A 15,035-nucleotide genomic window follows, 5' to 3' on the forward strand; every position below is an offset into this window, starting at 1 on the left:
GGATCAGTCTCCGAAAACGCTGGCGCCGGTATCGGCGGATGTGACGGCCTGGCGGAACAGGGAAAACAGCTCGCGCCCGGTGCCGTGCTGATAGGCGGAGAGATCCGCCGTAGCGGCCTCGCGGTCCAGCGCGCCGGGGGTGAGCACGTCGAGCGTGCCTGTGGTGGCATCGAGCCGCAGCATATCGCCGTCCCTGATCTTGGCGATGGGGCCGCCGTCCAGCGCCTCAGGCACCACGTGGATGGCGGCAGGCACCTTGCCCGAAGCTCCGGACATGCGCCCGTCGGTGACTAGCGCCACCTTGTGCCCCTTGCCCTGCAGAATGCCCAGCATGGGCGTCAGGCTGTGTAGTTCCGGCATGCCGTTTGCCTTGGGGCCCTGGAAGCGCACAACGACGATCACATCGCCGGTGAACTCGCCTGCCTTGAAGGCGGCCTTGGCCTCCTCCTGATCGTGAAAGACGCGAGCGGGGGCCTCGATCACGTGGTGTTCCTCGGCCACGGCGGAGACCTTGATCACCGCTGTGCCCAGGCTGCCGGTCAGACGCTTCAGCCCGCCGGTCTGCTGGAACGGAGCCTGTGCCGGGCGCAGGATCGCGTCATTCAGCGATGTTGTGGTGCCGGGGCGGAAGGTCAGGCCATCCTCGGTCAGGAAGGGTTCCTGCGTGTACTGTTCCAGCCCGGCACCTGCGATGGTCTTGGTGTCAGGGTGCAGGAAGCCCGCGTTCAGCAGTTCCCCGATCATATAGCCAAGCCCGCCCGCCGCGTGGAAATGGTTCACGTCGGCCAGACCGTTGGGATAGACCCGCGCCAGGAGCGGCACCACATCCGACAGATCCGCAAAGTCCTGCCAGTCAAGGATCACTCCTCCGGCGCGGGCCATGGCGATCAGATGGATCAGCAGGTTGGTCGACCCACCGGTGGCCATCAGCCCGACGATGCCGTTGGCATAAGCCTTTTCGTCCAGCACATCGCAGACCGGCGTATAATTGTTGCCAAGCGCGCTGAGCGACAGCGCCCGTTTTGCGCCCTCCACCGTCAGCGCCTCGCGCAGGGGGGTGCCGGGATTGACGAAGGAGGAGCCGGGCAGGTGTAGCCCCATGAACTCCATCAGCATCTGGTTGGTGTTGGCGGTGCCGTAGAAGGTGCAGGTGCCGGGGCCATGGTAGGCGGCCATCTCGGCCTTCAGCAGCTCATCACGGCCAATCTCTCCGGCGGCGTACTTCTGGCGGATCTTGGCCTTGTCGTCATTCGCCAGCCCGCTGGTCATTGGCCCGGCGGGCAGGAACACCGCAGGCAGATGCCCGAAGGTTTGCGCGCCGATCACCAGACCCGGCACGATCTTGTCGCAGACGCCAAGATAGACCGCCGCATCAAACACATTGTGGCTCAGCGCGACGCCGGTCGCGAGCGCAATGGTGTCGCGGGAAAACAGGCTCAGCTCCATGCCTGCCTCGCCCTGGGTGACGCCATCGCACATGGCAGGCACGCCGCCCGCGACCTGCGCGGTGCCCCCGCTGGCGCGGACCGCATCGCGGATCAGCGTGGGGTAGGTTTCAAACGGCTGATGCGCCGAGAGCATATCGTTATAGGCGGTGACGATCCCGAGATGTCCGGCGCTGCCGCTAGCCAGCGGGTCCTGATCGGCGCCGGTTGCGGCATAGGCGTGGGCCTGACCGGAACAGGATAGATGTGCCCGCGCCGGACCCTTGCCTTGCGCAGCGCGCATCCGCGCCAGATAGGCGCTGCGGGTCTCCGCACTGCGGGCGATGATCCGTTCGGTGACCTCTTTGAGTGTCTGGTTCAAGCTCATGTCAGATGCCTTTCGAATGGCTTGCGCGGGGCGGGCTGTGGGGCGGTGGCGTCGGGGACGTCAATCTCCGATGCTACGCCATCGGCGCCCGTCCCGGTGCATCAGCAGCAGCGAATCCTCGGGGCCGGAGCCACCCTGATCATAGCGCTGCGGCGTGGTTTCGCTTTCAGCCCAGCTGGCGATGATCGGATCGGCCCAGGCCCAGGCAGCTTCGACCTCGTCCCCGCGCATGAACAGGGTCTGGTTACCCCGTATCACATCCATGATCAGTCGCTCATAAGCGTCCTGCGGACGGCCCGCATCGGGCAGGCTGTCGGCAAAGGTCATGTCGAGGTTGGCGCCGGTCAGGCGCATGCCGCCGGGGCCGGGATCCTTGATGGTGGTGCGCAGGGTGATGCCTTCATCCGGTTGCAGGCGGATCACCAGCACGTTGCCGTGCACCCCTGCGGCGCCTTCGAAGATATTATGCGGCGGGTCGCGGAAATAGACAGCGATTTCGGAGACCCGTTCGCGCAGGCATTTGCCGGTGCGCAGGTAAAAGGGCGTTCCGGCCCAACGCCAGTTCGCCACCTGCACCTTCATCGCGATAAAGCTTTCGGTGGTGCTGTCGGGATTGCCCGCATGCTCGCGGTAGCTGTCGCCGTTGCGGCCGCGATACTGGCCGCGGGCGATATCATCCGGGGCCACCGGGTCCAGCGCCTCGATCACCTTGACCTTCTCGTCGCGCACCGCGTTCGGCGTGAACCGCGCTGGCGGCTCCATCGCGGTGAGGCACAGCAGCTGCATCAGGTGGTTCTGCACCATGTCCCGCATGGCTCCGGACCTGTCGTAATATTCGCCGCGCCCCTCGACCCCGATGCTTTCGGCGACGGTGATCTGCACGTGGTCGATATGGGAGGAATTCCATAGCGGTTCGAACAGGGAGTTGGCAAAGCGCAGCGCCATTAGGTTCTGCACGGTTTCCTTGCCCAGATAATGGTCGATCCGGTAGATCTGATCTTCCTGAAAATGCGCCCGCAGCGCCTGGTTCAGCTCCCGCGCTGAGGCCAGATCGTGACCAAAGGGTTTTTCCAGCACGATGCGGCTCTCGGCTGTGACCATGCCGCTAGCGCTGAGCCGGTCTGCGATATCGGTGAATAGGCTGGGGGCGACCGACAGGTAGAAGGCGCGGGTGACATCAGCGCGCAGGTGCTGGCCCAGCTCGGCCCAGCCGCCATCGCCGCGCGCATCCACCGCGACATAATCCAGAAGCTTGATAAAGGCGGCGATATCCGCCTCGTTGGTTTCGCCGGGCTGGCCGAATTCGCGGATCGCGGCGGCGGTCAGCTCCTGAAACTCGGGCCGGTCCAGATCGGCGCGCGAAGAGCCGATGATGCGGGTATCGTCGCTGAACTGGCCGATCTGGAAGCGGTGAAACAGGCTCGGCAGGATCTTGCGGCGCGCCAGATCTCCGGTGGCACCAAACAGGACCAGATCGAACGGCTGAACGGGGATAACGCGGGAAACCATGTGTCTGTCAGATCCTTGCAGCGGGTCAGGTTGATGTCGGACCGGTCTTCAGGTCAGTTTTGCCAGCAGGCCCCGGGTCGAGCCGTCCTTGCCGGTGGGGTCGGCGCCGTCGAGAATCGGCATCAGGCTGAGCGCCAGTTCCTTGCCCAGTTCCACGCCCCATTGATCAAAGGAGTTGATCCCCCAGATCGCGCCTTCGGTGAAGACCCGGTGTTCAAAGAGGGCGATGATCTGCCCCAGCACAAAAGGCGTCAGCCGGGGGTAAGCGATAGTGACCGACGGGCGGTTGCCGGGAAAAGTCAGATGCGCGGTCATCCGTTTGAGCTCGCCGCCTTCGAAGCCACGTTCGGCGGCCAGTTGGCGCGCTTCCTCCGGGCTGCGGCCGCGCATCAGCGCCTCGGACTGGGCCAGGCAATTGGCCACCAGCATCCGGTGCTGATGGGCAAGCTCGGGCTCGTGCCCTTCGGCTGCGATCAGGAATTCTGCAGGCACCACGCGGGTGCCCTGATGCAGCAGTTGATAGAAGGCGTGTTGTCCATTGGTCCCGGGCTCGCCCCAGACCACGGGGCCAGAGTGGCGGGTCAGCAGCTCGCCATCAAGGGTCACACCCTTGCCGTTGCTTTCCATGTCGAGCTGCTGAAGATAGGCGGGCAGGCGCGACAGGCGCTGGTCATAGGGCAGCACCGCGCGGCTGTCATAGCCGCAGATGTTGTTGTGCCAGATCCCGATCAGCCCCAGCAGGACCGGCAGGTTCTGCTCTAGCGGGGCAGTCTGAAAATGCGCATCCATGGCTGCGGCGCCGCTTAGAAGGGTGCGGAAATTGTCTGGGCCCACGGCGATCAGGATCGGCAGGCCGACCGGCCCCCACATGGAATAGCGCCCGCCAACCCAATCGGCAAAGCCAAACACACGCTCGGGCGGGATGCCAAAGGCGGCAGTCTTGTCCAGCGCCGAGGAGACCGCCGCCAGATGCGCGGTGGCGCCATCCCCCAGGGCCGCGCGCAGCCAAGTCAGTGCGGTTTCGGCATTGGCCATGGTTTCGGTGGTGGTGAAGGTCTTGGAGGCGATGACGATCAGCGTCGTTTCAGGATCGAGATCCTTCAGCGTATCGGCAATATGGGCGCCATCGACGTTGGAGACGAAATGGCAGCGCGGTCCATCGTGATAAGGCGCAAGGGCCAGCGTCGCCATTACCGGGCCAAGGTCGGAGCCCCCAATGCCGATATTGACCACATCGGTAAAGGCCGCGCCCATCGCGGTTTTCGTCTCGCCGCTGCGCAGCGCTCCGGCAAAGGCCTCCATCCGGCGCAGGGTCTCCTGCACCTGAGGCATCACGTCTGTGCCATCCACCAGGATCTTCTGATCCGCGGGTGCGCGCAGGGCGGTGTGCAGAACGGCCCGGCCCTCGGTCGCGTTGATCCGCTCGCCGCGGAACATGGCGTCGATATGATCCGGCAGACCGGTTTCCTTTGCGAGATCGATCAGCAGGGACAGGGCCGTTTGGTCCAGAGAGGTCTTGGAATAGTCGAGGAGAAGGCCATCACTGTCGGCAGAGAAAGCATCGAACCGGTCCGCGTCATCGAACAGCGACAGCAACGGCGTATTGGCGGTTTCGGCTCTGTGTCGGGCCAGTTGTGCCCAGATATCACTCATTCCAACAGGTTCCTTGCAAGTGGTCTGATTAGAGTCTGATCTTGTTCCCGGCGCGGTTCTAGCATATGCGAGCTGCACAAATCGTTAGCGCTAACGTTGATAGTCGTAAATATGTCCACACGCAATAGGTTCGGACGGGTTATCTCAGGCCACCGTGGCTGCGTCAATTCGGCAGATTGGATCGGTCTCTTTGTGTTGCAGGTGGCGCGGCGGATGCTCCCGCCTGCTGCGGGGTATTCCTGAATACCTCCTCGCAGTTGGGCCAGGCGCCGCGCAAAAGCGCAGCGCCCGGCCCAAGACGGAACGCGCCTTTTTCAAAGGCGAGGTCAGGCGCGGGAGCTTCTGTCCTGCCCGCCCGGATCATACGGTTTCTTGCAACAGCAGCGGTGACTGGACGCCGCCGATGCTGCACAGATGCGCGACGATATCCGCCACGCCCTTGTCATGGCGCAGGCTGGCAAAGACGAAGGGCAATGCCCCCCGCATCCGCGCGGCGTCCCGCTCCATCACCTCAAGCGAGGCCCCCACATACGGCGCAAGGTCGGTCTTGTTGATCACCAAGAGGTCCGAGCGGGTGATGGCGGGGCCGCCCTTGCGCGGGATTTCCTCGCCTGCGGCCACATCGATCACGTAGAGCGTCACATCGGCCAACTCGGGGCTGAAGGTCGCCGACAGGTTGTCGCCGCCGCTTTCGATCAGCACGATTTCCAGATCCGTGTGGCGCTCTTGCATTTCGGCCACGGCGGCCAAGTTGATCGAGGCATCCTCGCGGATCGCCGTATGCGGGCACCCGCCGGTTTCGACGCCGATCACCCGGTCCTGCGGCAGCACCTGCATGCGCATCAGCGCCTCGGCGTCCTCCTGCGTGTAGATGTCGTTGGTGATCACCCCGATCGAGTGATGCGGCGACAGGGCGCGCGCCAGCTGCGCCGTCAGCGTGGTTTTGCCTGCGCCGACCGGGCCGCCGATACCAACGCGCAAAGGTCCGTTGAAACTGCTCATGAGCGGAAGATCCTTGAGTATTGGGTTTCATGGGTCATCGAGGCGATGTCCGATGCGAAGCTGGCCCCGGCCAGCGCCTCCAGATCTGTCTCGCAGGCGTTCTGTGCCGCCTCCCGGATCAGCGGGCCGAGATCGGTCAGGATCTGCTGACCTTGCAGCTGGCCCACTGGCAACAGCCGTTGCCCGGCCGCTACAAGGTTCGAGACAAAGGCATGCACGTACATATGCGCCGTCAGCTCCAGCGACAGCCCGTGCAGGCGCGCCGCGCGGCCAATGGCGCTGGGATAGGTGAGGTCAGGCAGGGTATCGCCCCAGACACCGGATGTGGTCTGGCAAAAGGCGCGCCCCTGATTGAGGCTCTCGGCCAGCCGTTCGCGCGACGGGGCAAAGGCCCGCGCCTGCATGTCCACTTCGGACAGGGCCACATCATCCGCTGCGCGGTAAGCAGCGGACAGGATGATCGGATCGCTGCGCCCGCTGCCGTAGAGCAGCAGATCGCCCAGCCAGTCCGCCAGTCCGGTCCCATCGGTAACCTGTCCGGTGGTGCAGGCAGCCTCCAGCCCGTGCGAATAGGCAAAAGCGCCCACCGGGTAGGCCGGGGAGAGCCACTGCATCAGAAGGACGGCGCCGGGTTCAATGCTCATGGGCCTGCCCGCCTGCGTGCTCGTGGCTATGGGAATGGCTGTGCCCGTGATCATGCTCATGCCCGTGGCTGTGATCGTGGGAATGTCCATGATCATGCGTATGACCGTGATCGTGAGAATGGGTGCGCCCGTGCCCATAGGCGCCGCCTTCGGGCGTGAAGGACTCTTCAACCTCGCGCACATTGGCGCCAAGGCGTTCCAGCATGGCGCGGATGACGTGATCGCGCTGAATCAGCAGGCGCTCGGGCTGGATCTGACAGGGGGTGTGGCGGTTGCCGATATGCCAGGCAAGCCGGACCAATTCCGCGCCGCTCGTGTTGCCTGCTGTCACTTCCAGCAGCGCCTCGGGGGCGGCGGTGACGGCGATCTCTCCGCCGTCTTCGAGAATCAGAACCCCGCCGTGATCCAGCGAGGTCGTCTGCGGCAGGTCCACCAGCAGCCGGGCACCGGTTTCGGTGCTCAGAACCTTGCGGCGCAGGAACCGCGCTTCGTAATCCAGAACCACCCGGTCCCGGGGCTCTGGCTGATGGCTGTGGCCGTGATACTGGCGGGCGATCAGGCTGGGCAGCTGCGCGGGGGCGGTCATGACAGCCCCCGGCGCGGCGATTGGAGACCGGCGGTGCCGGGAATCAGATGTAGTAGACGTCCGAGAAGACGTGATGAACGATCTTGTCGCGGGTCAGGCCACGCTCTGCCAGCTCTGCATCGCTCATGGCCATCAGGCGCTGAACTTTCTGGCTGCGGGTGTTGGCTTCGCCCAGCGCGATCATCACGCGACCAAAGGCGACGAAGGGTGCTGCCAGAATCGCCAGAACGGATTTCTCGCTGGCGGAGGCGGTGGTGTGTTGTGCGGCATATGCCATTGGAGGTCACTCCTTTTTGAGTTGTGATCTCCTCCCAGTGACACCCAAGGTAGGGCATGAATGCTGACCTAGCTAGGCCCCAGTTGGAATGGCTGCCATGCGCTCTGTGCAACGTTCTGAAAATGCTCATTTTTTGCGCTCCTCAGTACAAAAAGTAGCGTTGTGCCATCGGCAGCTCGGTTGCGGGGGCGCAGGTCAGCAATTCGCCGTCGGCGCGCACTTCGTAGGTCTCCGGGTTCACCTCGATCTTTGGCGTGGCCGCGTTGAGCCGCAGATCGGATTTGCCGATATCGCGGGTGCCGGTGACGGCGACGGTCTGCTTTGCCAGTCCGAGTTTCTCGCGCAGACCGCTGGCCTGTGCGGCTTCGGACACAAAGGTCACGGCGGAGTTTTCCACTGACCGCCCATAGGCGCCCCACATGGGCCGCGAATAGACCGGCTGCGGGGTCGGGATCGAGGCATTGGGATCGCCCATCTGGGCGCAGACGATGGTGCCCGCCATCAGCACCATCTCAGGCTTCACCCCAAAGAACGCTGGGTTCCACAGCACCAGATCGGCGCGCTTGCCTTCCTCGATGCTGCCGATTTCGTGGCTGATCCCATGGGCGATGGCCGGGTTGATGGTGTATTTGGCGATATAGCGGCGGACGCGGAAATTGTCGTTGTCGCCGGTTTCCTCCGCCAGGCGGCCGCGCTGCTTCTTCATCTTGTCGGCGGTCTGCCAGGTGCGGATCAGCACCTCGCCCACCCGGCCCATCGCCTGACTGTCGGAGGCGATGATCGAAAAAGCGCCCATGTCATGCAGGATATCCTCGGCGGCGATAGTCTCGCGGCGGATGCGGCTTTCGGCAAAGGCGACGTCTTCGGGGATGGATTTGTCGAGGTGGTGACAGACCATCAGCATGTCGAGGTGCTCTTCGATGGTATTGACGGTGAAGGGTCGCGTCGGATTGGTCGAAGAGGGCAGCACATGCTCTTCGCCGCAGATCTTGATGATATCCGGCGCATGGCCACCGCCGGCGCCTTCAGTGTGGAAGGCGTGGATCGTACGGCCCTTCATGGCGGCGACGGTATGTTCGACGAAACCGGACTCATTCAGCGTATCGGTGTGGATCATCACCTGCACATCCATGGCATCTGCCACGCCAAGGCAGCAATCGATGGCGGCCGGCGTGGTGCCCCAGTCTTCGTGCAGTTTCAGGGCGCAGGCCCCGGCCAGCACCTGTTCTTCCAGCGCCGTGGGCTGCGAGGCGTTGCCCTTGCCCGCAAAGGCCAGGTTCATCGGAAAGGCATCCGCGGCCTGCATCATGCGGCCCAGGTGCCAGGCACCGGGGGTGCAGGTGGTGGCCAATGTCCCGTGGGCCGGCCCGGTGCCGCCGCCGAGCATGGTGGTGAGGCCGGAATGCAGCGCGTCCTCGATCTGCTGCGGGCAGATGTAATGGATGTGGCTGTCAAAACCGCCCGCCGTCAGGATCCGCCCTTCGCCTGCGATCACCTCGGTGCTGGGGCCGACGATGATATCGACGCCGGGCTGGGTGTCCGGATTGCCGGCCTTGCCGATCTTGTGAATACGCCCGTCCCGAAGGCCGACGTCGGCCTTGTAGATGCCGGTGTGATCGACGATCAGCGCATTGGTGATCACCGTGTCCACGGCGCCTGCCGCGCGGGTGGCCTGGGATTGTCCCATGCCGTCGCGGATCACCTTGCCGCCGCCGAATTTCACCTCCTCCCCATAGCGCGGCGCATTCTCGCCCGCGTTTTCGGTGATCAGGTCACGCTCCACCTCGATGATCAGGTCGGTATCTGCCAGCCGCAACCGGTCCCCGGTGGTGGGGCCATACATGGCGGCATAATCGGCGCGGGAAAGTTTTGCGGGCATGATGGATGTTCCTATCCGGTCGGGTGGTCACGCGCTGCGGTGACCCGGTTAATCTCGTATCTCAGGAGCTGACGGGGCTGCCCGGTCGCAAGGCCGGGCCGCGCCCGACCCTCCCCACGGGAGGCCGCGTTTGCGACGTTTCGGACAGCGCGAGACCTGCGATGTGACGCGCGGGAGCGGGAATAGGCGGGTGAAGCAGCGCCCACCCAGGGTCAGCCGAGGCCCTTCCTCCTGCATCACAGATCCCCCATGATCTCTTGGTTGAAGCCATAGATCCGGCGCGCACCGCTGATCGGGATCAGTGCCACATCGCGGCGCTGGCCCGGTTCGAACCGCACGGCGGTGCCGGCAGCGATATCCAGACGCATGCCCCGGGCCGCGGCGCGGTCGAAATCCAGCGCAGGATTGGTTTCGGCGAAATGGTAGTGGCTGCCGACCTGCACCGGGCGGTCCCCGGTATTGGCAACCATCAGCGTCACCGCTTCGGTGCCATCGTTCAGGGTCAGCTCCCCCGCCGCAGGAAACAGCTCTCCGGGGATCATTTGCGCGACCGCACGTAGGCCAGCGCCGCAGCACCGCCAACGGTGAGTGCGGCCAGGATCACGGGCAGCCAGCTTTCCGAGCCGTGCGGATGCAGGTGTGCTCCGCCATGGGCCAGAGCCGGACCAGCGGTGAGCGCGATGGCGGATGCGAGAGCGGGCAGGTGTTTCATGCTGTTTCTCCTGTCGGGTGTTATCGGATCGGGTTGTGGACGGTCACCAGCTTGGTGCCATCGGGAAAGGTTGCTTCGACCTGAACCTCGTGAATCATCTCGGGCACGCCCTCCATGCATTGATCGCGCGACACGACGGCGGCGCCGGCCTCCATCATCTCGGCAACCGGGCGCCCGTCGCGGGCGCCTTCGACCACCGCATCGGTGATCAGGGCGATGGCTTCGGGGTGGTTCAGCTTGACGCCGCGCGCCAGGCGCTTGCGGGCAACTTCGGCGGCCATGGCCACCAGCAGCTTGTCTTTTTCACGGGGGGTCAGGTTCATGGCTCACAGTCTCTCTGTCACAGTCTCCAGGCACGCGGCAGGCCATCGGGCAGCAAGCGGTCCAGAATGGGAACAAGGGTTTGGCGCAGGTCGAAGCCATCCGCTGCCAGCAGCCGCAGGACCAGCAGATCCTTGGCCAGCAGCGACACGCCGCCGGTGCCCGGCAGCATCGCGCGCAGCGGCTCCAGCCAGCTTTCGGCGCGGGGATGGGCAAGGACCAGCGCTGCCATGGCGCGGGCGCCCCCGGCCACGGCAGGGCGGTCCAGGGTGGCGGCGATGTCATCGCGCAGCTCTACCCTGTCATAATAGATCATCTGACCGTCGCGGCGGATCTCTACCCGGTCGCTGAACCGGGCCGAGGTCAGCGCCTCACCCATGGCGAGACGGCCAAACACCACGGGTTCGACCATCAAAAAGCGCGCATCAGCGGCCAGATCCACGCGCAGGCGGCGGGCAAAGCGGCTGCCGTTGAACAAAATGGTTTCCTGCGGCAGCCAGTTGAGGCGGGCGCCTGCGGCGACCTCAAGCCGGGTCTCCATGCGTCCGGTCTCGTCCGGCTGGGCGCGATAGGCGCGTTCGGCGGCCTGGGTGGTGACCGTCAGGCGGCTGTTGTCCAGCGCGGCGGCCGCAACCGAAAACCGATCACCGCCGGTGATTCCGCCTGCCGTATTGACCATCACCGCCTCGGGGTGCGGGCGGCCCTGTGGAAACAGCAGCTTCATCGCGCCCGCCTGATGCAGATCCTTCAGGCGCACCGCACCGTCCTTGTGGTGGACCGAGACCCGCGCGCGGCCCACGGCGCGCGGCTGTGCGGTCGGAACCGGGGTGGCGGTCTGGCGCGATATGATGGCGGCCTCGGTGATCTTTGACACTCCCTGACGCATGGCGGAACGCTGTCGTCTGCCCCAAAGAGTGCGCTTTGCCGGGCGCAATGACCATTTTGCAGGCGCTAAAAGGGCGGAGCGCCAGCATTCAGGATCAAAAAATGGGCGATACCGCAAAAGGTCGCCTGCTTTTTGTGCATTTGGGGATTCCGCAGGGATGCGCCGCGGCTAGCGTTTGCCAAGTTTGCCGCGGTGCAGAAACCTGAGTGAGGCCGAGGCGCAAGACCTGCATCGGCTGTGGGAGTGTGGCGGCCATACGAATTGGACCTCGGTTAGACCGCCACACGATTTGCAACAACAGTTGCGGGGCTGACCTAGTGCTGCCGCCCTTCTTTCGCAAGGGAAGAGATGGCACGGGCGTGACCCTGTCTGGAGGGAAGTATGAGTTTCTTGAATAAAACTGCGGCCAGCGTGCTGGCACTGGGCCTGAGCGCAAGCGCCGGTCTTGCCGAGGATTGCACCATCAAGGTGGGCGTTCTGCACTCGCTGTCCGGCACCATGGCGATTTCCGAAACCACGCTGAAGGACACCATGCTGATGCTGGTGGCCGATCAAAACGAAAAAGGCGGACTTCTGGGCTGCGAGCTGGAAGCGGTCGTTGTTGACCCCGCTTCCGACTGGCCGCTGTTTGCCGAAAAGGCGCGCGAGCTGCTGACCGTGCATGATGTGGACGTGATCTTCGGCAACTGGACCTCCGTCAGCCGTAAATCCGTCCTGCCCGTCATCGAAGAGCTGAACGGCCTGCTGTTCTACCCCGTCCAGTACGAGGGCGAGGAAAGCTCCAAGAACGTCTTTTACACCGGCGCTGCGCCGAACCAGCAGGCGATCCCGGCCACGGATTATTTCCTTGAGGAACTGGGCGTCGAGAAATTCGCGCTGCTGGGCACCGACTATGTCTACCCGCGCACGACCAACAACATCCTTGAAAGCTATCTCAAGGGCAAAGGCATCGCCGACAGCGATATCTTCGTGAACTACACGCCCTTTGGTCATTCCGACTGGTCCAAGATCGTCGCCGACGTGGTGGCGCTGGGTGCCGACGGCAAGAAGGTCGGTGTGATCTCCACCATCAACGGCGACGCCAACATCGGCTTCTACAAGGAACTGGCAGCGGCAGGCATTTCCGCCGATGACATCCCGGTCGTGGCCTTCTCGGTGGGTGAGGAAGAACTCTCGGGTCTGGATACCTCGAACCTGGTCGGCCACCTTGCGGCCTGGAACTACTTCCAGTCGGCGGACACCGAAGCCAACGAAGCCTTCGTCGCCAAGTGGAAAGAGCTGATGGGCGAAGAGCGCGTCACCAATGACCCGATGGAAGCGCATTATATCGGCTTTAACATGTGGGCGAACGCCGTGACCGAAGCAGGCAGCGCTGATGTCGATGCCGTGCGCGCCGCCATGTACGGGCAGGAATTCCCGAACCTGACCGGCGGCACCGCCGTGATGCTGCCGAACCACCACCTGGCCAAGCCGGTGCTGATCGGTGAAATCCAGGAGGACGGCCAGTTCGACATCATCTCCGCCACCGATCCGGTGCCGGGCGATGCATGGACCGACTTCCTGCCGGAATCGGCGGTTCTGAAGTCCGACTGGAAGGATCTGGGCTGCGGTATGTACAACACCGAAACCGAGACCTGCGTTCAGACGCTTTCGAACTACTGATCTTCTTACCCTTGAAGACAGAGTCGCGGCGGGGGCCCTTGTTGGGTTCCCGCCGCGGCAGACGCGCCGCGCGGCCTGCCCATGTGGGTCACGCAAGGCGGATCTTTCAGAGCGGATCTCAACGATATGAAACGACTATTCCTTGCGTGCCTCGCGCTGTTCTGCGCGTGTCAGATCGCCCTTGCCCAGACCCCGGCGGGGGACGGGCCGCTGCAGCAGCTGCTGCAGGAAAACCGGGCGCTGATCGAGAAAAGTTCCCGCACCTCCATCGGACCGGTGATCGCCGCGATCGCCGACAGTGGCCTGCCGCAGGCCCGCGGGTTCCTGGAGGCCTGGCAGAACAAGGACATCTGGCAACGCAAAGAGGACGGTTTGTTCTTCGTGGGCGAGGAAGTCGCCAAACGGACCTATGCCCTCAGCAGCCCGGATGACGGCACTCTTGCCGGAGAATATCCCAAGAAAGAATTGAAACAGCTGAAACCCAACAGTGGCGTGCGGGCGCTGATCGCCACCGCGCTGGTGCAGTTCCAGCTGAGCGACCCTGACCCTGCCACCCGCGCCGAGGGGCTGCTGGCCATCGAACGCGCCCCCGGCGCCGATCTGCTGGCGCCGCTGCGCGCCTCGATCCCGGGGGAGGAGGATCCGGCGCTGAAGGCCCGCAAGACCCGGCTGGAGCGGCTTTTGACCATCGCCTATGGTGCCGATGAGGCAGAGCGGATCGACGCGATCAAAGGTGTCTCGAACGATCTCAGTGTCGATGTGCGCGCCGCCCTCAATCCGCTGGTGGCGGTTACTGTGGAGGTTGCCGAGGGGCTGCCCGAGGACCGCAATATCGCCCGCACCCTGACGCCCGGCGAAGATGGCATATCTCGCAACGACGCCTATGACATGCTGGTTGCCGCTGGCCACGTGCCCGCGCGCACCACTGCCGATGCCCTGCGCCAGACCCTCGCCGAGCATATCGAGGGTGGACGCGTCGCGGGCGTGCCGCTGGCGCAGCTTTCAAACGAGATGATCCGGCAAAAGGTATACGACAGCCTCGCCTCGGACGGGAAGGTGGACCCTTTCGTGGGCGAAGAGGCGATTACCATCGCCCTCAGCCATTATGTGTTCTTTGAAACCTACGCCGAGCCCTCTGCCGCCGTGACCGATGCCGCCGAACAGGCGCTGGAGACGATCGGCACCAAGGTTGCGCTCAATCAGGCGGTGGATCTGGGGCTTGATGCGATCTCGCTCGCCTCGATCTATTTCCTTGCGGCGATCGGCCTTGCCATCACATTTGGCCTGATGGGGGTCATCAACATGGCCCATGGCGAGTTCATCATGATGGGCGCCTACACCGGCTATGTGGTGCAGCAGATCATTCCCAATCATACGGTTTCGATCCTTGTCGCCATCCCGCTGGCTTTTGCGGTGACATTTGCCGCCGGTGTCGCGATGGAGCGGCTGGTGATCCGGCATCTCTACAACCGCCCGCTTGAAACCCTGCTGGCGACCTTCGGGATCTCCATCGCCTTGCAACAGCTTGCCAAGAACATTTTTGGCACGCAGGCCCGCCCCTTGACGGCGCCGGGCTGGCTGGATGGGGCATGGATGATCAACGACGTGGTTTCGATCAGTTATATCCGTATCGCGATCTTCGTGCTGGCGCTGATTTTCCTTGCGCTGTTCCTCTTCATCATGCGGCGCACGCGGCTGGGGCTTGAGACCCGCGCGGTGACGCAGAACCCGCGCATGGCGTCCTCGATGGGGATCAATCCGGGACGGGTGAACATGCTGACCTTTGGTCTGGGATCGGGCATTGCCGGGATCGCGGGCGTTGCCATCGGTCTCTTTGCCAAGGTCACCTCGGAACTTGGTCAGGATTACATCGTGCAAAGCTTCATGACCGTGGTCGTGGGCGGTGTCGGCAATATCTTCGGCACCCTGGCCGGGGCGGCGATGATCGGCTCCCTGCAAAAGGGGATCGAGTGGCTGAACCCGTCGAACACGCTGGCGGCGCAGACCTACATGATCATCTTCATCATCATCTTCATTCAGTTCCGCCCACGAGGGATCATCGCCCTCAAGGGCCGCGCGGCGGGGGATTGAC

At 64.0% G+C, this 15,035-nt stretch carries 14 protein-coding genes; 2 read left to right on the plus strand and 12 right to left on the minus strand.

The genetic code is table 11. The features are described from left to right. Positions 1-3: 3 nt before the first annotated feature. The 12 genes from edd to SM765_RS15890 form a co-directional block, all read right to left on the minus strand. Complete coding sequence (edd, locus tag SM765_RS15835) at positions 4-1,812, minus strand: phosphogluconate dehydratase (protein WP_274837945.1); 1,809 nt, start codon at positions 1,810-1,812, stop codon at positions 4-6. Positions 1,813-1,872: 60 nt separating this feature from the next. Next, on the minus strand, positions 1,873-3,321 hold the full coding sequence (gene zwf / locus SM765_RS15840) for a glucose-6-phosphate dehydrogenase (protein ID WP_274837946.1): 1,449 nt from the start codon (positions 3,319-3,321) through the stop codon (positions 1,873-1,875). A 48-nt stretch (positions 3,322-3,369) separates the two neighbouring features. Continuing rightward, positions 3,370-4,974, minus strand: a complete 1,605-nt coding sequence (gene pgi, locus SM765_RS15845; protein WP_274837947.1) for a glucose-6-phosphate isomerase — start codon at positions 4,972-4,974, stop codon at positions 3,370-3,372. Positions 4,975-5,334: 360 nt separating this feature from the next. Then, positions 5,335-5,976, minus strand: coding sequence for an urease accessory protein UreG (gene ureG / locus SM765_RS15850; RefSeq protein WP_274837948.1), 642 nt, complete (start codon positions 5,974-5,976; stop codon positions 5,335-5,337). Next, the gene (locus SM765_RS15855) at positions 5,973-6,620 is read right to left on the minus strand and encodes an urease accessory protein UreF (protein ID WP_274837949.1); all 648 of its coding nucleotides are present in this window, start codon (positions 6,618-6,620) and stop codon (positions 5,973-5,975) included. The genes ureG and SM765_RS15855 overlap by 4 nt, the downstream gene beginning before the upstream one ends. Then, positions 6,610-7,206 (minus strand): urease accessory protein UreE, encoded by a 597-nt coding sequence (gene ureE, locus SM765_RS15860; protein ID WP_274837950.1) that lies wholly within the window; start codon positions 7,204-7,206, stop codon positions 6,610-6,612. Before ureE ends, SM765_RS15855 begins: the two co-directional genes overlap by 11 nt. 43 nt (positions 7,207-7,249) lie before the next feature. Further along, entirely contained in the window at positions 7,250-7,483 is a 234-nt protein-coding gene (locus tag SM765_RS15865) for a hypothetical protein (protein ID WP_274829475.1), read from the minus strand. Between the two features lie 142 nt (positions 7,484-7,625). Then, positions 7,626-9,362 carry an urease subunit alpha gene (gene ureC, locus SM765_RS15870; protein WP_274837951.1) on the minus strand — a complete coding sequence of 579 codons (1,737 nt, stop codon included), beginning with the start codon at positions 9,360-9,362 and terminating at the stop codon, positions 7,626-7,628. Positions 9,363-9,598: 236 nt separating this feature from the next. After that, positions 9,599-9,904, minus strand: a complete 306-nt coding sequence (locus SM765_RS15875; protein ID WP_274831600.1) for an urease subunit beta — start codon at positions 9,902-9,904, stop codon at positions 9,599-9,601. Beyond that, entirely contained in the window at positions 9,901-10,074 is a 174-nt protein-coding gene (locus SM765_RS15880) for a hypothetical protein (protein ID WP_165832673.1), read from the minus strand. The genes SM765_RS15875 and SM765_RS15880 overlap by 4 nt, the downstream gene beginning before the upstream one ends. Positions 10,075-10,094: 20 nt before the next feature. Next, a complete protein-coding gene (locus tag SM765_RS15885; RefSeq protein WP_065272254.1) occupies positions 10,095-10,397 on the minus strand; it encodes an urease subunit gamma in 303 nt (100 codons plus the stop codon). Between the two features lie 17 nt (positions 10,398-10,414). Then, a complete protein-coding gene (locus SM765_RS15890; RefSeq protein WP_342455896.1) occupies positions 10,415-11,269 on the minus strand; it encodes an urease accessory protein UreD in 855 nt (284 codons plus the stop codon). A 393-nt stretch (positions 11,270-11,662) separates the two neighbouring features. On the opposite strand from SM765_RS15890, the gene urtA reads away from it, so the two are divergent. Then, positions 11,663-12,943: an urea ABC transporter substrate-binding protein gene (urtA, locus tag SM765_RS15895; protein WP_065272255.1), complete on the plus strand. Its 1,281-nt coding sequence runs from the start codon at positions 11,663-11,665 to the stop codon at positions 12,941-12,943. Positions 12,944-13,069: 126 nt separating this feature from the next. Then, complete coding sequence (urtB, locus tag SM765_RS15900; protein ID WP_274837953.1) at positions 13,070-15,034, plus strand: urea ABC transporter permease subunit UrtB; 1,965 nt, start codon at positions 13,070-13,072, stop codon at positions 15,032-15,034. Position 15,035: the final 1 nt, after the last annotated feature.

The sequence above is a fragment of the Pseudophaeobacter sp. 1A09344 genome (assembly GCF_041008745.1).
Taxonomy (GTDB): domain Bacteria; phylum Pseudomonadota; class Alphaproteobacteria; order Rhodobacterales; family Rhodobacteraceae; genus Phycobacter; species Phycobacter gallaeciensis_A.

Excerpts from the sequence above, each read along its gene's own strand:
- pgi (WP_274837947.1), bottom strand. The coding sequence starts at position 4,974 with ATGAGTGATATCTGGGCACAACTGGCCCGACACAGAGCCGAAACCGCC.
- urtB (WP_274837953.1), top strand. The coding sequence starts at position 13,070 with ATGAAACGACTATTCCTTGCGTGCCTCGCGCTGTTCTGCGCGTGTCAG.
- edd (WP_274837945.1), bottom strand. The coding sequence starts at position 1,812 with ATGAGCTTGAACCAGACACTCAAAGAGGTCACCGAACGGATCATCGCC.
- ureG (WP_274837948.1), bottom strand. The coding sequence starts at position 5,976 with ATGAGCAGTTTCAACGGACCTTTGCGCGTTGGTATCGGCGGCCCGGTC.
- SM765_RS15855 (WP_274837949.1), bottom strand. The coding sequence starts at position 6,620 with ATGAGCATTGAACCCGGCGCCGTCCTTCTGATGCAGTGGCTCTCCCCG.
- urtA (WP_065272255.1), top strand. The coding sequence starts at position 11,663 with ATGAGTTTCTTGAATAAAACTGCGGCCAGCGTGCTGGCACTGGGCCTG.
- SM765_RS15880 (WP_165832673.1), bottom strand. The coding sequence starts at position 10,074 with ATGAAACACCTGCCCGCTCTCGCATCCGCCATCGCGCTCACCGCTGGT.
- ureE (WP_274837950.1), bottom strand. The coding sequence starts at position 7,206 with ATGACCGCCCCCGCGCAGCTGCCCAGCCTGATCGCCCGCCAGTATCAC.
- ureC (WP_274837951.1), bottom strand. The coding sequence starts at position 9,362 with ATGCCCGCAAAACTTTCCCGCGCCGATTATGCCGCCATGTATGGCCCC.
- zwf (WP_274837946.1), bottom strand. The coding sequence starts at position 3,321 with ATGGTTTCCCGCGTTATCCCCGTTCAGCCGTTCGATCTGGTCCTGTTT.
- SM765_RS15865 (WP_274829475.1), bottom strand. The coding sequence starts at position 7,483 with ATGGCATATGCCGCACAACACACCACCGCCTCCGCCAGCGAGAAATCC.
- SM765_RS15875 (WP_274831600.1), bottom strand. The coding sequence starts at position 9,904 with ATGATCCCCGGAGAGCTGTTTCCTGCGGCGGGGGAGCTGACCCTGAAC.
- SM765_RS15885 (WP_065272254.1), bottom strand. The coding sequence starts at position 10,397 with ATGAACCTGACCCCCCGTGAAAAAGACAAGCTGCTGGTGGCCATGGCC.